This window comes from Bradyrhizobium sp. S3.2.6, from assembly GCF_040546885.1.
GTDB classification, from domain to species: Bacteria; Pseudomonadota; Alphaproteobacteria; order Rhizobiales; family Xanthobacteraceae; genus Bradyrhizobium; species Bradyrhizobium cytisi.
Window position 1 is genome coordinate 35,070 of sequence record NZ_JBEPOS010000009.1, and the last position, 20,483, is coordinate 55,552.

Genomic DNA, 20,483 nt, shown 5'->3' on the forward strand with positions numbered 1-20,483 from the left:
CTGCTCAAGTTACCGAATCTGCACAGCTTTCACGTGCAAGCAATTGCCATTTCGCGGAATCGCAGAGGCCGCGTTCGTTAACGTCCGCCCGCATTTGCGCGCGTGTCGGCGCGGCACAAGGCCTCGCCGACCAGGCTGATACGGAACACCGGCTCCTTGTTCTCGTCGAGCAGCTCCATGCTCCACTTTGCATTCGGCTTCAGATTTCGCGAGATGCTGCCGAGCAGATTGGCACAGACCTCGGTCATCTCGGTCCAGGCGGCGGTGGAATCCTCGAACTCGTACGGCTGATCGGCGGCGCCGGAATAACGTCCGGTGCTGATGCGGAAGAAATACAGCGACATTTTTTTGAACCCTTGGTTAGGGCCGCGCCCCGGCCGTCACGCAGGCTGGGGCGCCAGTCGCTACCAAGGCATAAAAACCGCGGGCCGTATGACTACGGCGCGGCGGCTTCGTATCCGATGCATTCGTCAAAGGCGGGTGAATTGCGCTCGCAGTTTCGCGCTAGAGGTCACTCGGTCGAGCGCCGCAGTTCCAGCGGACCTTCGTTCTTCGAATCCGACTTGGGCTCGGACTTCACCGGCTCGATCCGGCTGCTCTCGACCCGCGGAGTCTCGACGCGCGCAGCGACCTCGGTGCTCGATGTGTTCACCGAACCGGTCTGCTCCGGTGCACGCAGCGAGCGCGGCCGCGCGACGGCGCGCGCCATCAGCATCTGGTTGCCGCCCTGGTGGTGGAAGTCGCAATAGGCAAAGCCCATGCCCGAGACCGAGCCGCGGAAGCTGCGGTCGTCGGTCTTTTCGAGGTTGAAGCAAGGCTCGAACGGAATGCCCTTGATCGAGGCGCAAACGTTCTGGCCGCGGATCTGGAGCGTGTTGCCGGGCAGGCGGAGATGCTTGACCGGGCCAGAGCCCGAAAACTGCACCGCGCCGGCGGCGCCGAGATCGTCGAGGATACGGCCTGCACCGCGGGTGCCGTCGAAACAGGTGAAGGCGAACACCTTGCCGGCGACGAAGCGGCGCGCCTCATCCGCGTTCATACTCCCGGCCAAGGCGATGGCCGGCGCAAACGTCACGACTGCCGTGACAGCCCCCAACACAATACGCGCAAGCATGCTCAACTCCGAACTAACCCCCGCAGCGGGCGATGCCTTATCTCTTTACCCGCTGCTTACCATACCAACCATGGCGACATTGAAGCAGCTTGGTTGGTAAAGTCTGAACGTCGTTAGACAATTTTTACCACGATGCGACCGCGGACTTGGCCGGCCAGGATCTTCGCGCCCCATTCCGGAACTTCGGCAAGCGGAATTTCCGTTGTGATTTCAGACAGTTTTGACCGATCCAGATCGGAGGCGAGGCGCTGCCAGGCGGCTTTTCGGGGGTCGATCGGACACATCACGGAATCGATGCCGAGAAGGCACACTCCGCGCAAAATGAAGGGTGCGACAGAAGACGGCAGGTCCATGCCGGCGGCAAGTCCGCAGGCGGCGATGGCGCCGCCGTACCTGGTCATCGACAGAAGATTCGCGAGCGTGGTCGAACCGACGCTATCGACGCCACCCGCCCAGCGCTCCTTGGCCAGGGGCTTTGGCGGTGCCGACAATTCATTGCGGTCGATCACCTCGGCGGCGCCGAGGCTCTTCAGGTAATCGGCCTCCGAGGCACGGCCGGTCGAGGCGATGACGTGGTAGCCGAGCCAGGACAGCACGGCGATCGCGACCGAGCCGACACCGCCGGCCGCGCCGGTGACCACCACCGGACCGCTCTTGGGCGAGACGCCGTGCTTCTCCAGCGCGAGCACGGAGAGCATCGCGGTGAAGCCTGCGGTGCCGATCGCCATGGCGTCGCGGGCAGAGAGGCCCTGCGGCAGAGCGACCAGCCAGTCGCCCTTCACCCGCGCCTTCTCGGCGTAGGCGCCGAGATGAGTCTCGCCCATGCCCCAGCCGGTGCAGACGACCTTGTCGCCCGCCTTCCATTGCGGATGCGATGAGGCTTCGACGGTGCCGGCAAAGTCTATGCCGGCGATCATCGGGAAGCGGCGCACAACCGGCGCCTTGCCCGTCAGCGCGAGGCCGTCCTTGTAGTTCAGCGTCGACCATTCCACGCGGACGGTGACGTCGCCGTCCATCAGCTCGGCTTCGTCGAACTGGGTAAGTGCGGCAGTGGTGCCCTTGTCGGCCTTGTCGATCCGGATCGCCTTGAAAGTGGCCACAGCAAAACTCCCTGGCTTGTTTCAGGCGATGTTTAGCCGATCAGGCAGGCTGCGCAACCGCCCGCTGAACCGGCTTCTCCACGATCGGAACATTTATCAGCGCCGAGAGCACGCCGAACAGGATCGAGAGCCACCAGATCGGCGTGTAGGAACCGAAGCGCTCGAACACGATGCCGCCGAGCCAGACGCCGAGGAAGCCGCCGACCTGATGGCTGACGAAGGCAAAGCCGTAGAGCGTGGCGAGCCAGCGCGTGCCGAACATCAGCGCCACCAGCGCCGAGGTCGGCGGCACCGTCGACAGCCAGGTCAGGCCGGAGACCGCGCCGAACGCGATCGCCGAGAACGGCGTGATCGGGAACGAGATGAAGGCGAGCGTCGCGAGCGCACGGGTGAAATAGATCGTCGAGAGGATGTAGCGCTTCGGCAGCGAATTCTGGAGATAGCCGACGCTGAGCGAGCCCATGATGTTGAACAGGCCGATCGCCGCGATCACCCAGCCGCCGGTTTGCGTCGAGATGCCGCGGTCGACCAGGAATGCCGGCAGATGCACGGTGATGAAGGCGAGCTGGAAGCCGCAGGTGAAGAAGCCGAGCACCAGCAGCACGTAAGAGCGATGGCCGAAGGCCTCCGCGAGCGCCTTGGTAATGGTTTGCTCATCCGCAGGCGCCGCATTGGCCGTAGCTGCGACCGGCGGCGTCGAGATCGCCAGCGCCAGCGGGATGATCAGCAGCATCAGGAAGCCGAACACGGTGAGCGCCTGCTGCCAGCCGAAATTGTCGATCAACGCGACACCAATGGGCGCGAACAGGAACTGACCGAGCGAGCCCGCCGCAGTGCCGGCGCCGAGCGCAAGGCCGCGCTTCTCGGCCGGCAGCAGCTTTGTGAAGGCCGACAGCACCAGGTTGAACGAGCAGCCGGCGAGACCGAAGCCGACCATCACGCCCGCGCCGATGTTGAGCGACATCGGCGTCGAGGAATAGCGCATCAGCAGAAGGCCGCCGGCATAGAGCAGCGCGCCGACGCACATCACCCGGAACAGGCCGAAGCGATCGCCAATTGCGCCTGCAAGCGGCTGGCCCAATCCCCACAGCAAATTCTGGAAGGCGATGGCGAGGCCGAACACGTCGCGGCCCCAGGCGAATTCATGGCTCATCGGCTGCACGAAGAAGCCCAGCGCCGAGCGCGGTCCGAAGCCGAGCATGCCGATCGCACAGCCGCAGAGGATGATGACGGCCGGGGTGCGCCAGTTGGAGGAGCGTGAGGTCGAACCGAGCTCGCCAGCTTGTGTCGCCATGGTTTTCTTCCTCGCCATTGGCGGATCTGCAAATCGGCAGCCGCGACCAAGGCGTTTAATGCAAATGCATGAAAACCCAAAGCCAAAAGTGATTGCGTTCCACGAGGGGCTGGTTCGGGAGCATTGCATTTCATCGCGGCCTTGCCGGGCGCGACGAGACTGGACTTGACGAGAATGTGTGCGGCGGGACCTAGCGATCCCCGGATCGACGTGCTATCTATGATCTACTCAAATTGAGTATATGTTAGCTTTGGCGAGACCCACCGGCCCTCTCGGCCGGATTTCTCAGGCTCCATATATACTCTCAATGAGCATAATTGACATGCACGGGAGGCTTCGATGCCGATCACTGGAATTTACGGCCCCGACGATTTCGCCAATCGGCCGCAAGGCCAAGCCATCTCCGCCCGGTTCGCGCCGGCGCGAACCGGCCCTGCGCTGCCGCGGCCCTCGCTGGAATGGACGAACGAGATCGAACGCGCCACCGCGCCGATCTACGAGCGCGTCAAGCATGTGATCCCACCGATCGAATGGCCGTTGATGGCGCCGACGATTCACGCGATCAATGAACTGAAGCGGGCGCGCAACGCGGTGATCCTCGCCCACAACTACCAGACGCCGGAGATCTTTCATGGCGTCGCCGACATCGGCGGCGATTCGCTTCAGCTCGCCGTCGAGGCCACCAAGGTGAAGGCCGATGTCATCGTCCAATGCGGCGTGCACTTCATGGCGGAGACATCAAAGCTGCTCAATCCGGACAAGACGGTGCTGATCCCGGACTCCCGCGCCGGCTGCTCGCTCGCCGCCAGCATCACCGGCGCCGACGTGCGGCTGCTCCGCGAGAGATTTCCCGGGGTACCGGTCGTCGCCTATGTCAACACCTCCGCCGAGGTGAAGGCCGAGGTCGATATCTGCTGCACCTCGTCGAACGCGGTGCAGGTGGTGGAGAGCCTCAACGCGCCAAGCGTGATCTTCCTGCCCGACCGTTATCTCGCGACCTATGTCGCCTCGAAGACCGACGTGAAGATCATCGCCTGGAAGGGCGCGTGTGAAGTGCATGAACGCTTCACCGGCGACGAGCTGCGCGCCCTCCGCGACGCCGATCCGTCCGTGCAGATCATCGCCCATCCCGAATGCCCGCCGGACGTGCTGGCGGAGGCCGACTTTACCGGCTCGACCGCACACATGATCAATTGGGTGCGCGCAAGGCGCCCGAAGCGGCTGGTGATGATCACGGAATGCTCGATGGCCGACAATATCCGCGCCGAGCTGCCCGATGTGGAAATGCTGCGCCCCTGCAATCTCTGCCCGCACATGAAGCGCATCACGCTGTCCAACATCCTGGAGAGCCTGCTGACGCTCGGCGAGGAAGTCACGATCGATCCCGCGTTGGCCGTGCGCGCCCGGCGGTCGGTCGAGCGGATGATCAATCTGAAGAATTGAAGGCGTGACATGACAAACAATATCCACAACCTCACCCGCGCCACCGACGACGTGGTCATCGTCGGCGGCGGTCTCGCCGGTCTGTTCTGCGCGCTCAAGCTCGCGCCGCGGCCGGTGACGTTAATCTCGGCCGCGCCGCTTGGACAAGGTGCATCATCGGCATGGGCGCAAGGCGGCATCGCAGCTGCCGTGGCGGAAGGCGACAGCCCCGAAGCGCATGCGGCGGATACGATCGCGGTCGGCGGCGGCCTCGTCGATGAAGCGGTCGCGCTCAGCATCGCGCGCGAAGCCGCGCCGCGGATCCATGATCTGCTCGCCTACGGCGTGCCGTTCGATCGCGATCTCGAAGGCCGGCTCGCCGTGGGACGCGAAGCTGCGCATTCGGCGCGGCGAATCGTCCACGTCCGCGGCGACGCGGCCGGCGCGGCGATCATCGCGGCGCTGAGCGAGGCCGTGCGCCGCACGCCGTCGATCCGCCTGATCGAAGGCTTTGTCGCCGAAGGACTGCTCACCGAGGACGGCGCCGTCACCGGTCTTCAGTTGCGCGAGGCCGGCAATTTCGCAGCGAGGCCCACGATGATCGCCTCGCGCACGATCGTGCTGGCGACCGGCGGCATCGGCCATCTCTATGCCGTCACCACCAATCCGGCCGAGGCCCACGGATCGGGCCTTGCGATTGCCGCGCGCGCCGGCGCTGACATCGCCGATCCTGAGTTCGTGCAGTTCCACCCGACCGCCATCATGATCGGCCGCGATCCCGCGCCGCTTGCGACCGAGGCGCTGCGCGGTGAAGGCGCGACGCTGATCAACGGCCAGGGCGAGCGCTTTATGGCGGCACTCCATCCGCTCGCTGAGCTCGCCCCACGCGACATCGTGGCCCGCGGTGTGTTCGCCGAGATCGCAGGCGGTCGCGGCGCCTTCCTCGATGCGCGAGAAGCACTGGGCGAGCGCTTCGCCGACAAATTCCCGACCGTGCATGCGAGCTGCATCGCCGCCGGGATCGATCCGGCGACGCAAGCCATCCCGATCGCGCCGGCCGTGCACTATCACATGGGCGGCATTGCAGTCGACGCATGCGGCCGCAGCTCGATCGACGGGCTGTGGGCCGGCGGCGAGGTGTCGTCCACCGGTGCGCATGGCGCCAACCGGCTTGCCTCGAATTCGTTGCTCGAGGCCGTGGTCTATGCCGCACGCATTGCCGACGACATCACCGGTCACGCAATCCCTTCACCCGCCAGCCTCCCCGAGGCGCTGGTGACGCCGCGCGGCGGTGCGCCGGATGAGGCTCGAGTGAAGCAGTTGCGCACGACGATGAGCACGCATGTCGGTGTGATCCGCGAGCGCAACGGACTTGCGGACGCCGTGCGCAGTTTTGCTGCGCTCGAGCAAACGGCCACGAGCATCGCTGTCCGCAACATGGCGACAGCGGCCCTGCTCGTAGCCGCCGCAGCCTGGAGCCGTCGCGAGAGCCGCGGCGCGCATTTCCGCTCCGACCATCCTGCAGAAGTGCCCGCGCTGGCCCAGAGAACGATGACCACGCTCACCGCGGTGCGCGAGATCGCGGACGGCCTCACCGAGCATTCAACGCCGCGCATCGCGCAATCCATGATCGCCTGACGGAGTTAGTCATGATCGCCCCAACCTCCCTGCTCTATCCCGACGCGTTTCTCTCTCCGCTCGCCATCGACGCGGCCGTGCATCGCGCGCTCGACGAGGACCTTGGCCGCGCCGGCGACGTCACCTCGCTCGCGACGATCCCGGAGGCGACCAAGGCGCAGGCAATCCTCGTCGCGCGGCAATCCGGCGTCATCGCCGGTCTGCCGCTCGCGCTGGCGACGCTGCAAAAGCTCTCGCCCGACCTCGAGGTGCGCGCGCATGTCCGCGACGCCGCGCGCGTCGCTCGCGGCCAGCAGGTGCTGACGATCTCCGGCCCGGCCCGCGCCATTCTCACCGCAGAGCGGACCGCGCTAAATTTCGTCGGCCGGCTGTCGGGCATAGCGACGCTCACGGCCGACTACGTCGCGCGCACCGAAGGTACCAAAATGCGCATCTGCTGCACGCGAAAGACTACGCCGGGATTGCGGGCGCTGGAGAAGTATGCGGTGCGCTGCGGCGGCGGCTTCAACCACCGCTTCGGGCTCGACGATGCGATCCTGATCAAGGACAATCACATTGCGGTCGCCGGCGGCATCCGTCCTGTGCTGGAGCGCGCCCGCGCGCATGCCGGCCATCTCGTCAAGATCGAGATCGAGGTCGATACGCTGGCGCAATTGCGCGAGGTGCTCAACGCCGGTCTTGCCGACGCCGTGCTGCTCGACAACATGGATCTTGCGACGTTGCGCGAGGCGGTGCGGATGACGGACGGTGGCCTGAAGCTGGAGGCATCCGGCGGCGTCACGCCGGACTCGATTCCCGCGATCGCGGCGACCGGCGTCGACTACGCGTCATCTGGCGCGCTGACGCATTCAGCGCCGAATTTCGACTGCGCACTGGATATCGAGACGTGAGGCGGTCTACTCCCTCTCCCCGTTCTTACGGGGAGAGGGTTGGGGTGAGGGGCCTCTCTCCACATGCGCGACCGTCGAGAGACCTGCACCCCCTCACCCGGATCGCAGGAGCGATCCGACCTCTCCCCGCAAGCGGGGCGAGGTAAGAAAGGCTACCTTCGCTCGCTCACACCCATCTCGGCGGAGCTCTTGGCTTCCTGGGCGAGCTCGGCCGACAGTGCCGCGGTCTGTGCCGGGGTACCCCAGCTCGGCTCCTCGCTGCCGTCGCCCCAATTGCGCGGCCGATAGAAGGTGTGCACGCCAAACTTGTACATCTTCTTCATCTCGGCGACCCAGGACGGACGCACCCAATAGGCGTGGTAATGCGTCGACTTGCCGACTTCGGGCAGCCAGATCTGGCCGTCGAGCATCGCCTTGGAAATCTTCCTGGCGCGCTCCCACATCTCGGGCTCGCGGATCACGTCGGGATTGTTATCGCAGGCAAATGTGAACTGGCAGGCGAAGTGCCGGTACTTGTTCTGGTAGACCACGCCGCACACAGTGTCCGGATATTTGCCGGAGAACACGCGGTTCATAACCACTTGAGCGACCGCGATCTGGCCGCGCACGGCTTCGCCGCGGGATTCGAAATAGACGGCTTCGGCGAGACACTTTTCCGATTTCGCGCGTGACTTCTCGTCAAGCGCGAGCCGCTCCGCCGGCGACTTGGCGCGCTGGTTGTCCGCGTTGACTTCGCCCTTCGGCGCGACGCTCTCGCCGCTCTCGATCGCGTTTGCGACGTCCTCGTTCGGCGGCGATAGCGAGGCCAGCTTCATATCGGGGTCGGGCATCACGATCAGCGGCTCGGCGCCGGGCTGCCAGCTCGCGATGCTCTCGACATTGCCGCCGAGCGAGGAGCTGCCGAAAAACAGATTCGAGGTCTTCACGCTGAAGGGATCGCGCGGCGGGGTAGCGACCGTCGCCTGCTTCAACGCGGCGAGCGGCTGCGCCGCAAAGGACAGCGCGTTGTCGCCGGCCTTCGGTGGATTGGCATATTGCGGCAAGGGCGGCGCGCGCATCGCCTCCTGGAGCTCGGGATCGAGCGCGGCAGCGGACTCCGGCGACATCGCTTGCGGCAACGCGGCCGGCAACTGAACCGTCTTGGCGCCAATCACCGAGCTGTTGGAGGTCGCGGGATCTTGCTCAGCAGGTACGGCGGACGGTACGACCGCCTCCGGAGTCGCAGCAGGTGTCACGGTGGCGAGGCGATCACCCTTCAGGGCGCGATCGACCTTGGGGAAATCGGAGGCCTGGTAACGCGGCGGCGCCTGCAGCACCGGATTGCGCGTGATGGTGCCGGTGACGTCGCGACCATCGAGGCTCGCGAGGCGAACCATTGCGCTCTGTGGAACCGACGTTCCGATCGGGCGCGAGAAACTGTAAGTGGCGAGCTGAATCGATGAGGCTGCAGAGAACACCTGCTTCTGCCAGCGCTCGGCGACGCCGGGCTGACGCGCCAGCAGAGATGCAATGTCTTGATAGCCGGTCTCTCTCGGCATCAATGCGAAGATGCAGAGACCGATTCCGAAGGATGCGAACCGCGCACCCTTCGGATGGTTACGCAACACTGACATCGATACGCTCACGCTACGCTTACACTAGAGAGATCGAGCCGCAGTACATCCGTGCAATTCGATCTTTATCGTGAGTATCTAATTTAGGTTGCCGGGGCGTTAATCGACGTTGCGCGACCGACACACTCAAGCAATGTCAGGCGTTTTCGCGGGGCGATTGCGTGCGTGGTAAATGCGGGCCCACTTGAAGCGGTAAACATCCGGTCAACGCGAATGGTGAAGGAACTCTTGCGTGTGGGTATCATTACGGGACGCGCGGTCCCGTTGTTGCCAGGAGCCTTTCCAGACCACCGCTGTCATGCCCGCGAAGGCGGGCATCCAGTACGCCGCGGCCTCTCCGCTCAATCACGATTGCCTCGGTGTACTGGATCGCCCGCCTTCTTCGCGGGCGATGACAGCGAGTGTGTGATGTGAATTGCTTGCTATGCTCGCAATGACGAGTGGATGGAGTATGGCCTTAAATGAAAGAGGCGGGGTTTGGCCCCGCCTCTTTCGCATCTCATATTCAGTCTTCGACTTACGCCTGGCTCGCAACCGCCTTGCCAAGCGCAGCCTGCGCGGCGGCAAGCCGCGCGATCGGCACGCGGTAGGGCGAGCAGGAGACGTAGTCGAGACCGATATTGTGGCAGAAGGCGACGGAGGCGGGATCGCCGCCGTGCTCGCCGCAAATACCGACCTTGAGCTTCGGACGCGTCTTGCGGCCGCGCGCGACGCCGATCTTGACGAGCTCACCGACGCCTTCCTGGTCGAGGGCGACGAAGGGGTCGACCGCGAGGATGCCCTTGCTCACGTAGGGACCGAGGAAGCTCGCCGCGTCGTCACGGCTGATGCCGTAGGTCGTCTGCGTCAGGTCGTTGGTGCCGAACGAGAAGAACTCGGCACTCTCCGCGATCTCACCGGCAAGCAGGCAGGCGCGCGGCAGCTCGATCATGGTGCCGACCTGGTAGGTGAGCTTGGTGTTGGTGTCGCGCATCACGGCTTTCGCGGTGGAGTCGATGCGGGCCTTGACGAGATCGAGCTCCATCTTGGTGGCGATCAGCGGCACCATCACCTCGAGGCCGACGGCCTTGCCGGTACGCTTCTCGGCTTCGACCGCCGCTTCGAAGATCGCGCGTGCCTGCATCTCGGCGATCTCGGGGTAGGCGATCGCGATGCGGCAGCCGCGGAAGCCGAGCATCGGATTGAACTCCGACAGCTCGCGCGCGCGATCGGCCAGACGCCGCGGGTCGGTGTTCATGGCACGCGCCACTTCCTCGACCTCGGCATGGGTGTGCGGCAAGAATTCATGGAGGGGAGGATCCAAAAGCCGGATCGTGACGGGCAGGCCCTTCATGATCTCGAACAGCTCGACGAAGTCGGCGCGCTGCATCGGCAGGAGTTTTGCGAGCGCGGCACGGCGCGACTGCTCGTCCTCGGAGAGAATCATCTCGCGCACCGTGCGGATGCGCGTCTCCTCGAAGAACATGTGCTCGGTGCGGCAGAGGCCGATGCCTTCGGCGCCGAACTTGATCGCAGTGCGGGCGTCCTCCGGCGTATCGCCATTGACGCGGACGCCGATCTTGCGGACCTGGTCGGCCCATTTCATCAGCGTGCCGAACTCGCCGGAGAGTTCCGGCTCGATCATCGGCATGCGGCCGGCCAGCACCTGGCCGAGCGAGCCGTCGATTGTGATGACGTCGCCGGCCTTAAAGGTGCGCGAACCGATGCTCATGGTGCCGCGGCCGTAATCGACGCGGATGGTGCCGCAGCCGGAGACGCAGGGCTTGCCCATGCCGCGCGCGACCACGGCGGCGTGCGAGGTCATGCCGCCACGGGTGGTCAAGATGCCTTCGGCGGCGTGCATGCCGTGGATGTCCTCGGGGCTGGTCTCGATACGGACCAGAACGACCTTGCGTCCGTCGCCCTGGAGCTTGGCCGCTTCATCCGACGAGAACACGATCTCGCCGGAGGCCGCACCGGGCGACGCCGGCAGGCCGGTCGCGATCACGTCGCGCTTGGCGTTGGGATCGATGGTCGGATGCAGGAGCTGGTCGAGCGAGGCGGGATCGATCCGCATCACCGCTTCCTTCTTGGTGATCAGGCCTTCATTGGCGAGCTCGACCGCGATGCGCAGCGCCGCCTTCGCGGTGCGCTTGCCGCCGCGGGTCTGCAGCATCCACAGCTTGCCCTGCTCGACCGTGAACTCCATGTCCTGCATGTCGCGGTAGTGCTTTTCGAGCAGCGTATAGATCCGCGTCAGCTCCTTGAAGGCCTCCGGCATCGCCGCTTCCATCGACGCCTTGTCGGAGCCTGATTCCTTACGTGCCTCTTCGGTGATGTCCTGCGGCGTGCGGATGCCCGCCACCACGTCCTCGCCCTGCGCGTTGATCAGGAACTCGCCGTAGAGCTTGCTCTCGCCGGTCGAGGGGTTGCGGGTGAACGCCACGCCGGTCGCCGAGGTCTCGCCCATGTTGCCGAACACCATGGCCTGCACGTTGACCGCGGTGCCCCAGGATTCCGGAATGTCGTGCAGCTTGCGGTAAGTCACCGCGCGCGCATTCATCCAGGATGAAAATACCGCGCCGAGCGCGCCCCAGAGCTGGTCATGCGGATCCTGCGGGAAATCCTTGCCGGTTTCGCGCGCGACCGCGTCCTTGTACTTGCCGACCAGATCGACCCAGTCATCTGCGGTGAGGTCGGTGTCGAGCGTATAGCCCTGGCCGTCCTTGAAGGTGTCGAGGATCTCCTCGAAGTGATGATGCTCGAAGCCGAGCACCACGTCGGAATACATGGTGATGAAGCGGCGATAGCTGTCATAGGCAAAACGACGATCGCCCGAGAGCTCCGACAGCGCTTCCACGGTCTCGTCGTTGAGGCCGAGATTGAGCACGGTGTCCATCATGCCCGGCATCGAGGCGCGCGCGCCGGAGCGTACGGAGACAAGCAGCGGGTTCTTGGTGTCACCGAACACCTTGCCGGTCAACTTGCCGACATGGTCCAGCGCCTTCTCAACCTGCGACTGCAGCTCCTTCGGATAGGATTTGCCGTGGGCGTAGAAATAGGTGCAGACCGAGGCCGGGATGGTGAAGCCCGGAGGCACCGGCAGACCGAGATTGGCCATCTCGGCGAGGTTGGCGCCCTTGCCGCCGAGCAGGTCGCGCATCTCCGAGCGGCCCTCGGCCTTGCCGTCGCCGAACGTGTAGACCCACTTGCCGGCCTTGGCCGCAGCCGGCGCCGCCTTGGCGGCAGCCTTCGGCGCGGCCGGCTTGGTCACAGCCTTCGCAGCGGGCTTCGCCGCCGGTTTGGCTGCGGCCTTTGCCTGGGCCTTGGCGACTGGCTTCGGGGCCGTCTTCGGCAGCGCCTTTCGGGCCGCTGGAACGGTCTTCACCTTGGTGGAAGGCTTTGATTTCGCTGGGAGTTTCTTAGGCTTCGAGGCGGCTTTGGCCATAGCTTGCACACAACCTGCGAGAGGAATGGGAAATCGCGCGCCTTACACCACTTTGGGCAGGCCCGCGCAAGTCGAAGAGTTCCGGAAAATGAAGGCCTAGAGATGGAGCCACTTCAACAATCCGAGCCCAATCGCACCGTTGATGATGAGAAAGATCGCGACGATCAGGTTGAGAAGGCGCGGCATGATCAAAATGAGCACACCCGCGATCAGCGATAGGATCGGCGAGATGTGGGCGATGGTGAGATGCATGAAGAGTGTTCCTGTGGCGTGAGGCGAATCGCGGGCGGATCATACCGGATCGGGTTCCGCGGGAAGAGACGCGCGAGGCCGCAACGGGTTCCCCGCTTCGCGAAAACTGCCTGAAATTGCCGCGTATGCGGCAGGCCTTTTCCGGAACATCACGCGCGCCGCAGCATTGGCAACCAGTCGCGCCACTGGCGCCGGCTGAAATCAATTCGAAGGAGTTGCCCATGCGGAACAGGATTCTCGCCCTCGCAGCGCTTGGCGTCGCGCTCGGCTCGCCGATCGCGGCGTCCGCGCAATCCAATGTCACCGTTGGCCGCGCGCCCGCCGTGGTCGACAGCGGCCCGACCATCCCGGTCGAACAGCGGCCGGCCTTCCGCGATTATGTCGTCGAACAACGTGTGCCGGCCTTCAGCATTCCCGATCGCGTGGTGGTCGGTGCCACCTTACCTGACACCGGCGTTACCTATTATGACGTACCGCAACGTTTCGGCGCGACGACCTATCGCTACACCGTCGTGAACGGCGAGACCGTGCTGGTCGAGCCGCGCTCGCGGCGCATCGTCGAGGTGCTGGACTAGCGCAGTTCAACTCGATGTCCGGCGCGTCACATCAATCAGGCTGACGCGCATCGCGTAGGCGGACATCAGGCCCCGCCCGGTCTTCCCCCCGCCGGGTGGGGCTTTTTGTCTCGTGTCCCGGGCAAGCGAAGCGCGACCCGGGACCAAGAAGCTACGAGCAGACGGCAGGCATGGGCCCCGGCTCTGCAGCGCACCGCCAAGAAGCGCTACGCTGCGTCCGGGGCACGAGAGCCTAATCCTGGATCTTCGAGAAATCCGCCACCGCGCGCGTGGCGCTACGGATCTCGTTCAGCAGCTTCAGGCGGTTCTCGCGCACCTTGGCATCGTCGTCGTTGACGCGGACCTTGTCGAAGAACGCATCGACCGGCGGACGCAGCTTTGCCATCGCACTCATCGCGGCGGCAAAGTCTTCCTTGGCGACCGCTGCGCTCGCTTCCGCCTTCACCTCGCCGATCGCCTTGGCCAGCGCCTTCTCCTCGCCGAGGCTGTAGAGCGCGGCATCCGGCGCGCCGTCGAACGTGCGCTTGTCCTTCTTCTCCTCGATACCAAGGATGTTGCTGGCGCGCTTGATGCCGGCGAGCAGATTCTTGCCGTCGTCGGATTCGAGGAATTTGCCGAGCGCCTCGACGCGGCGGACGATCATCAGGAGATCGTCCTGGCCGCCGAGCGCGAACACGGCATCGACCAGATCGTGACGCGCACCCTGCTCGCGAAGCTGGACTTTCAGGCGGTCGGCGAAGAAGGCGAGGAGATCGCTCGGGAGCTTCTGCGCATCCGTAGGGTTCACCGACAAGCCGGCGAGTGCGGACGCAGCCACCTTCATCAGCGACAGCCGAAGCGCGTTCTCGGCAATCAGCCTGATCACGCCCAGCGCCGCGCGACGCAGCGCATACGGATCCTTCGATCCCGTCGGCTTCTCGTCGATCGCCCAGAAGCCAACCAGCGTGTCGATCTTGTCGGCGAGCGCCACCGCAACGCTGACTGGATCAGTCGGCACGCGATCGGCAGGCCCTTGCGGCTTGTAATGCTCCTCGCAGGCTGCTGCCACGGAAGCATCTTCGCCCTGGGCCAGCGCGTAGTACTTGCCCATCAGGCCCTGCACCTCGGGGAATTCGCCGACGACCTCGGTCAGCAAATCCGCCTTGGCCAGATGCGCGGCGCGCGTCGCCTTCGCGACATCGGCGCCAAGCAGCGGCGCAATCTCGGCAGCGAGCCGCTCAATGCGCTTGATGCGCGCGGCCTGCGTCCCCAGCTTCGCGTGAAACACGATCTGATCGAACTTCGGAAGACGGTCTTCCAGCTTCGTCTTCAGGTCCGTCTCATAGAAGAACTTCGCGTCCGACAAACGCGGACGGATGACGCGCTCGTTACCGGCGACGATGGTCTTGCCACCGTCGGTCGCCTCGATATTGGCGGTGAGGACGAACTTGTTGGTCAGCTTCCCGGTCTTGGGATCCTTGACCACAAAACACTTCTGGTTGTTGCGGATGGTGGCGCGGATCACCTCGTCCGGGATCGCGAGATACTCTGCCTCGAACGATCCCATCATCACGACGGGCCATTCGACAAGGCCCGAGACCTCGTCCAGCAGCACCTGGTCCTCGACCAGTTCGAGTCCCTGCGCGAAGGTCAGCTCTTTGGCGTCAGCGAAGATGATGTCCTTGCGCGCCTGCGGATCGAGGATGACCTTTGCAGCCTTCAGCTTCGCTTCGTAGTCCTCGAAACGGCGCACGGAGATCGCGCTAGGTGCCATGAAGCGGTGGCCGTAGGTGGTCTGGCCGGTCTCGATGCCGTCGACCGAGAATTTTACGATATCTGGCTCTTCGGTCTCGGGCCCGAAGGTCGCGGTGATTGCGTGCAGCGGACGCACCCAACTCAGCGAGCCGGGCTTGCCCGAGCGCGCGCCCCAGCGCATCGATTTCGGCCAGGGGAAGGTGCGGATGATGACGGGCAGGATTTCCGCGAGCACGTCGATCGCGTCGCGCCCGGCCTTCTCGATCAGCGCGATGTAAAAATCGCCCTTGGGGTCGCGCTGGATCTTGGCCTCGTCCAGCGACTTCAAGCCTGTCGCTTTCAAAAAACCCTGCACGGCCGCATCGGGCCCGCCGACCTTCGGTCCGCGACGCTCGGTCTTCAGGTCAGGCTGCCGCGCAGGGATGCCGTGCACGGTGAGCGCGAGACGGCGCGGCGTCGCGAACGCCCTTGCGCCCTCGTAGACGAGGCCTTCGGCGACGAGCTTGTCGGTGACGAGGCGGCGCAGATCGTCGGCCGCCTTGGCCTGCATGCGCGCAGGGATTTCTTCCGAGAACAGTTCAAGCAAAAGATCGGGCATCAGGCCGCTCCGCCCGCTTCAGTGTGGATCCAGGCCTCGCCGCAGGCCTTGGCCAGCTCGCGCACGCGAAGAATGTAGCTCTGCCGCTCGGTGACGGAGATCACGCCGCGCGCGTCGAGCAGGTTGAAGACATGGCTCGCCTTGATGCACTGGTCATAGGCCGGCAGCGCCATCAGATGCGCCTTGCGCTTGCCGGACTCAGAGTTTTTTTGCCAGCCTGCGTCGAGATATTTCCGGCAGGCCGCTTCCGCCATCTTGAACTGCTCGAACAGCATCGCGGTGTCGGCGACTTCGAAATTGTGCTTCGAATATTCCCGCTCGGCCTGCAGGAAGACGTCGCCATAGGTGACTTTGGCATCGCCTTCGCGGCCGTTGAAGTTGAGGTCGTAGACGCGGTCGACGCCCTGCACATACATCGCGAGGCGCTCGAGCCCGTAGGTGAGCTCGCCCGCGACCGGCGCGCATTCAAAACCCGCGACCTGCTGGAAATAGGTGAACTGGCTGACCTCCATGCCGTCGCACCAGCACTCCCAACCGAGGCCCCAGGCGCCCAGCGTCGGGCTCTCCCAATCGTCCTCGACGAAGCGGATGTCGTGCACGGCGGAATCGATGCCGATCGCTGCGAGCGACTTCAGGTACAGCTCCTGAAGGTTCGGCGGCGACGGCTTCATGATGACCTGGAACTGGTAGTAGTGCTGCATCCGGTTCGGATTCTCGCCATAGCGGCCGTCCTTGGGCCGGCGCGAGGGCTGCACATAGGCCGCGTTCCAGGGCTTTGGCCCGAGCGCGCGCAAAGTGGTCGCCGGATGGAAGGTGCCCGCGCCCATCTCCATGTCGTAGGGCTGCAGGATCACGCAGCCCTGCTCGGCCCAGAACCGCTGAAGCGCGAGGATGAAGCCCTGGAACGAGCGTTCCGGGCGCATATGGGCGGGCAATGAGGCGTCCATCGTCAGATCAGGCTCTCGCGGGGGGTTTTGAATCGCGCGGGACCGTATCGACGGCGGGGGTGGGAATCAAGGCAAAGGGGGCGGATTCGGGACGATCAGTCCCTCATCCCGGAAGGTGCGGTAGGGTGGGCAAAGCGGAAGCGTGCCCACCATCGTCACCACGATTGCGGACGGGATGGTGGGCACGGCGTAAGAACGCCTTTGCCCACCCTACCGCACCAGCTAACCCGGCCGGTAGGCTCCGGTCACGGGGTCACGCTTCAGCGTCTGGATATTCCCCATATGGGCGGCCTCGGCGACGCGCGACAGGCGCATCTCCTCCAGCTCCTGGTTGATCCGGACAGCGGTCTTGTAGGCCCAGCGGACCACGGCAAGCCCGCCCAGGACGCCCGCGAAAGCGACGAACGGCGGCATCGGTCGTTCCTTGTTCACAATGCTCAGCCCCCACGCACATTCTTGCGCAGACCGGGCTGCGCCGCAATTGGCTCAGCCCGGACCAAATGGCGCGGCAGAGCTCGGCCTAGAACCCGAATTTCGCCCAGATCGCGCGGGTCTCAATCGCAGAGATCAACTCGTCCGGCAGCCCGGCCATTGATTCCATGGCTGAAAGCTGGCCCGCGCCGGGCGATTTCCGCCCCAACAGGCCCGACAGCAAGCCGCTCGGCTGCGCGATCACAGGGGTGAGAACCTTCTCGCCGTAGCGGGCACGAAGAGTTGAGCGGAGATCGCCGATGCCGTCGGCCAGTCCCAGCGCGATCGAGCTCTCGCCGGCCCAGTATTCGCCGGTGAACAGGGTGTCGTCGGCGCCCTTCAGTCGCGCGCCACGGCTTTCCCTCACCAGCGCGATGAAGATCTGGTGGATCTCGCGCTGGAGCGCCTTCAGCTTGGCGACGTCGTCGGGATTTTCGGGCAGGAACGGATCGAGCATCGCCTTGTGCGCGCCGGCCGTGTAAAGGCGCCGCTCGATGCCGAGCCGCCTGATCGCCTCCTGGAAACCAAAACTGCCGCCGACCACGCCGATCGAGCCGAGGATCGAGGATGGATCGCAAAAGATCTCGTCGCCGGCGCAGGCGATCATGTAGCCGCCGGAAGCCGCGACGTCCTCGACGAACACAAGCACCTTCAGCTTCTTCTCCGCAGCAAGCTGCTTGATGCGCAGGTAGATCTGGCGTGACTGCACCGGCGAGCCGCCGGGCGAGTTGATCACCAGCGCCACCGCCTTGGCGTTGCGGACCGAAAACGCCCGCTCAAGGACCCGCGCGAGGCCCGCCAGCGTCATGCCCGGACGCAGCGGCGTCACTGCGCCGATGACGCCGGACAGCCGCACCACCGGCACCACCGCCGTGCCCGGGCGGAAGCGCGCCGGCAGATATTGCATGAGCTTGTCGGCCAGGCCGGAATTTTCGCGATCGTTCAATTGTTCGGCCATGCCGTTACCTCTGGTTAACCATTTCTTATCACGCGACTGTCATTGAAGTTGCCTGGAACGTGTTTTGCAGTTTGCCCGTTGGCAAGCTGCAATGAAGCAGCGGAGGAAACGTCATGAAGATCTATCTGCTGTTGATGCTGATCGGTGCTCTTTTCACGGCGATTCGCTTTACGGCCCCGCAGGAGCAGCAGTCGGAATCGCTTCCCCAGTAAGCCGTCACGGCTCCGCCAGCGGCAAGACCGCTCTCCCCTCCAGAATATTCCTCACCTCTTTTTTAGGCACGCGTGACTCATTGTTAAGCATGAGGCCCGGCAGCAATCGCGTCGGGGCCCGGCCGCCTTTGACCGCGCGGACCAGCACACGGATTGCAGGCCTTCCCGCTTCGCCATGAACCGGCAGGATCGACACGCTGCCGAAGCCGCGTGACAGCGCTGCCAAAACGTCCGCGATTCCGTCCGCACGCCAGATCAGGGTCAGCACGCCGTTCGATCGAAGGATGCGCTGCGCTGCATGCACCCACGCATTTAGCGTCTCCCCGGTCGCGACATGCGCGGTGTGGCGCGCCTGGTCCGGCGAGCCGCGGTGCCGGGTGGAATCGTTGAAGGGCGGGTTCATCAACACGCAGTCGGCGCCGTCGGGCATGAGCCCGTGTGCCGCAAAAGCCTGCGCATCGGCCGTGACGTCGAGCACAATCACCTCCGCGGCAATCGCATTCGCGGCCGCATTGGCACGCGCGAGCCCGGCCAGTTCCGGATCAATCTCGATGAGGCAAAGATCGACCCCGGCCACGCGCCGGGCCAGCGCCAGCCCGGCCGTGCCGACGCCGGCGCCGAGATCGACCACACGATCGCCAGCGCGGGCCTCGGTCGCGGCTGCAAGCAATATGGCATCGTGTCCGGCGCGATGGCCGGATCGCTTCTGCCTCAACAGCAGCTGCCCGCCGAGAAAGGCGTCCTCGGTGAGATCTGTGACGACGTCAATCATCGCCGCGCAGTTCGTGGCTGAGGCCGGCCTCGGTCAGCAGTTGCCGGGCCTCGATGGCGTCGTCCTCATGGACCAGGATCCGCCGAGGCAGGACGCCGAGCGAGCCCTCGATGATGCTCATGTTCTGGTCCAACACCAGATGATGGATGTTGGCGCCGTCGAGCAGCGCGCCGATCGCCGACACCAGCACGATATCGTTGGTCCGAACCAGTTCACGCAAACGAGCCTCCTGCCTGAAAGGCAAATGTCAATGGTTCCACAGGCCTTGCCGCATCCCCGTCCAGTTTCTATTGTCTTTCCATCAGAATAGCCCCTCCGGGGCAAATATTGGAGACCGGCGTGGCCGTCATCGTACCTTTCGAAACTCCCGGCGCGTCGATCGAAGAGCTGGTTGCCCTTGTCGCCCCTGATATGGAGCGCGTCAACGCCACGATCCTCTCGCGGACCGGCTCGGACGTGACGATGATCCCGGAGGTGGCCAATCATCTGATCTCCTCCGGCGGCAAGCGGCTGCGGCCGATGCTGACGCTCGCCATGGCCAATCTGGCCGGCTACGCCGGCGACGGCCACATCAAGTTGGCTGCCTCCGTCGAGTTCATGCACACCGCGACCCTGCTCCACGACGATGTCGTAGACGAGAGCGAGATGCGCCGCGGCAAGCTCTCCGCGCGCATGCTCTGGGGCAATGAGGCCAGCGTGCTGGTCGGCGACTTCCTGCTCGGCCAGGCCTTCCGCATGATGGTCGAGGTTGGCTCGCTGCGCGCGCTCGACATCCTGTCAGCGGCTGCCGCCACCATCGCCGAGGGCGAGGTGATGCAGCTTGCCGCCGCCAAGAACACCGCGACCACCGAGGACGAATATCTCGCCGTGATCCGCGGCAAGACCGCCGAGCTGTTCGCAGCCGCCTGCGAGGTCGGGCCCGTGATCGCCAACCGCCCGAAGGCCGAGCAGACCGCCTGCCGCTCGGTCGGCATGAATCTCGGCATCGCCTTCCAGCTCGTCGACGACGTGCTCGACTATGGGGGCAAGAGTGCAAAACTCGGCAAGAACACCGGCGACGACTTTCGCGAGGGTAAGATCACACTCCCCGTCGTGCTGGCCTTCCGCCGCGGCAACGACACCGAGCGCGCTTTCTGGATCAAGGCGCTCGAGCGCGGCGAGATCGGCGACAGCGATCTCGACCACGCGATCGGGTTGATGAACAAGCACCGCGCGCTCGAGGACACGCTCGTCCGCGCCCAGCATTACGGCGCCATGGCGGTCGATGCGCTGGCGCTGTTCCCGTCCTCGCCGATGAAGAGCGCGCTGGAGCAGGTGGTGGCGTTCTGTCTGGCACGGTCGCATTAAGCGCGACGGTCCGCCTCTCTTTCAATTTCGTCATTGTGAGCGCAGCGAAGCAATCCAGTCTGCCTCCGCGGACAGACTCTGGATTGCTTCGCTGCGCTCGCAATGACGGAGTATGGCGC

18 protein-coding genes are annotated in these 20,483 nt (G+C 64.8%); 5 read left to right on the forward strand and 13 right to left on the reverse strand.

The window, feature by feature from the left end; translation table 11 throughout:
* Window positions 1–77 precede the first annotated feature (77 nt).
* The 4 genes from ABID58_RS17860 to ABID58_RS17875 form a co-directional block, all read right to left on the reverse strand.
* The gene (locus tag ABID58_RS17860; protein ID WP_148750006.1) at window positions 78–344 is read right to left on the reverse strand and encodes a DUF6894 family protein; all 267 of its coding nucleotides are present in this window, start codon (window positions 342–344) and stop codon (window positions 78–80) included.
* A 167-nt stretch (window positions 345–511) separates the two neighbouring features.
* Window positions 512–1,114: a hypothetical protein gene (locus ABID58_RS17865; protein ID WP_148750007.1), complete on the reverse strand. Its 603-nt coding sequence runs from the start codon at window positions 1,112–1,114 to the stop codon at window positions 512–514.
* Between the two features lie 113 nt (window positions 1,115–1,227).
* On the reverse strand, window positions 1,228–2,214 hold the full coding sequence (gene acuI / locus ABID58_RS17870; protein WP_354033612.1) for an acrylyl-CoA reductase (NADPH): 987 nt from the start codon (window positions 2,212–2,214) through the stop codon (window positions 1,228–1,230).
* Between the two features lie 40 nt (window positions 2,215–2,254).
* Window positions 2,255–3,508, reverse strand: a complete 1,254-nt coding sequence (locus ABID58_RS17875; RefSeq protein WP_354033614.1) for an MFS transporter — start codon at window positions 3,506–3,508, stop codon at window positions 2,255–2,257.
* Between the two features lie 339 nt (window positions 3,509–3,847).
* Here ABID58_RS17875 and nadA point away from each other — a divergent pair, with 339 nt between their 5' ends.
* Genes nadA through nadC form a run of 3 tightly spaced genes read left to right on the forward strand, consistent with a single transcriptional unit; the run spans window position 3,848 to window position 7,458 of the window.
* Window positions 3,848–4,951, forward strand: a complete 1,104-nt coding sequence (gene nadA / locus ABID58_RS17880) for a quinolinate synthase NadA (protein WP_354033615.1) — start codon at window positions 3,848–3,850, stop codon at window positions 4,949–4,951.
* A 9-nt stretch (window positions 4,952–4,960) separates the two neighbouring features.
* Complete coding sequence (locus tag ABID58_RS17885; RefSeq protein WP_354033617.1) at window positions 4,961–6,568, forward strand: L-aspartate oxidase; 1,608 nt, start codon at window positions 4,961–4,963, stop codon at window positions 6,566–6,568.
* Between the two features lie 11 nt (window positions 6,569–6,579).
* A complete protein-coding gene (gene nadC / locus ABID58_RS17890) occupies window positions 6,580–7,458 on the forward strand; it encodes a carboxylating nicotinate-nucleotide diphosphorylase (protein ID WP_354033618.1) in 879 nt (292 codons plus the stop codon).
* Between the two features lie 152 nt (window positions 7,459–7,610).
* Here nadC and ABID58_RS17895 read toward each other — a convergent pair whose 3' ends face one another.
* The 3 genes from ABID58_RS17895 to ABID58_RS17905 form a co-directional block, all read right to left on the reverse strand.
* Window positions 7,611–9,071, reverse strand: coding sequence for a cell wall hydrolase (locus ABID58_RS17895; RefSeq protein WP_354033620.1), 1,461 nt, complete (start codon window positions 9,069–9,071; stop codon window positions 7,611–7,613).
* A gap of 517 nt (window positions 9,072–9,588) precedes the next feature.
* Entirely contained in the window at window positions 9,589–12,498 is a 2,910-nt protein-coding gene (gene ppdK / locus ABID58_RS17900; protein WP_354033622.1) for a pyruvate, phosphate dikinase, read from the reverse strand.
* Between the two features lie 96 nt (window positions 12,499–12,594).
* Complete coding sequence (locus ABID58_RS17905) at window positions 12,595–12,750, reverse strand: DUF3096 domain-containing protein (RefSeq protein ID WP_084291949.1); 156 nt, start codon at window positions 12,748–12,750, stop codon at window positions 12,595–12,597.
* Between the two features lie 221 nt (window positions 12,751–12,971).
* Between ABID58_RS17905 and ABID58_RS17910 the strand changes: the two genes are divergently transcribed.
* On the forward strand, window positions 12,972–13,325 hold the full coding sequence (locus ABID58_RS17910) for a DUF1236 domain-containing protein (protein WP_354033624.1): 354 nt from the start codon (window positions 12,972–12,974) through the stop codon (window positions 13,323–13,325).
* A gap of 232 nt (window positions 13,326–13,557) precedes the next feature.
* On the opposite strand, the gene glyS is transcribed toward ABID58_RS17910, so the two are convergent.
* From glyS to ABID58_RS17940, 6 genes are all read right to left on the reverse strand, one after another.
* Window positions 13,558–15,657, reverse strand: coding sequence for a glycine--tRNA ligase subunit beta (gene glyS, locus ABID58_RS17915; RefSeq protein WP_354033625.1), 2,100 nt, complete (start codon window positions 15,655–15,657; stop codon window positions 13,558–13,560).
* On the reverse strand, window positions 15,657–16,604 hold the full coding sequence (locus ABID58_RS17920) for a glycine--tRNA ligase subunit alpha (protein ID WP_148750021.1): 948 nt from the start codon (window positions 16,602–16,604) through the stop codon (window positions 15,657–15,659). The genes glyS and ABID58_RS17920 overlap by 1 nt, the downstream gene beginning before the upstream one ends.
* Window positions 16,605–16,826: 222 nt before the next feature.
* Window positions 16,827–17,018 carry a hypothetical protein gene (locus ABID58_RS17925; protein ID WP_008131462.1) on the reverse strand — a complete coding sequence of 64 codons (192 nt, stop codon included), beginning with the start codon at window positions 17,016–17,018 and terminating at the stop codon, window positions 16,827–16,829.
* A 106-nt stretch (window positions 17,019–17,124) separates the two neighbouring features.
* Window positions 17,125–18,033, reverse strand: a complete 909-nt coding sequence (locus ABID58_RS17930; RefSeq protein ID WP_148750023.1) for a S49 family peptidase — start codon at window positions 18,031–18,033, stop codon at window positions 17,125–17,127.
* A gap of 216 nt (window positions 18,034–18,249) precedes the next feature.
* Window positions 18,250–19,017: a tRNA1(Val) (adenine(37)-N6)-methyltransferase gene (locus tag ABID58_RS17935; RefSeq protein WP_354033626.1), complete on the reverse strand. Its 768-nt coding sequence runs from the start codon at window positions 19,015–19,017 to the stop codon at window positions 18,250–18,252.
* Window positions 19,010–19,237 (reverse strand): putative signal transducing protein, encoded by a 228-nt coding sequence (locus tag ABID58_RS17940; RefSeq protein WP_027529147.1) that lies wholly within the window; start codon window positions 19,235–19,237, stop codon window positions 19,010–19,012. Before ABID58_RS17940 ends, ABID58_RS17935 begins: the two co-directional genes overlap by 8 nt.
* Before the next feature lie 119 nt (window positions 19,238–19,356).
* Between ABID58_RS17940 and ABID58_RS17945 the strand changes: the two genes are divergently transcribed.
* Window positions 19,357–20,364 (forward strand): polyprenyl synthetase family protein, encoded by a 1,008-nt coding sequence (locus ABID58_RS17945; protein WP_148750027.1) that lies wholly within the window; start codon window positions 19,357–19,359, stop codon window positions 20,362–20,364.
* The last annotated feature ends 119 nt before the right edge of the window (window positions 20,365–20,483 follow it).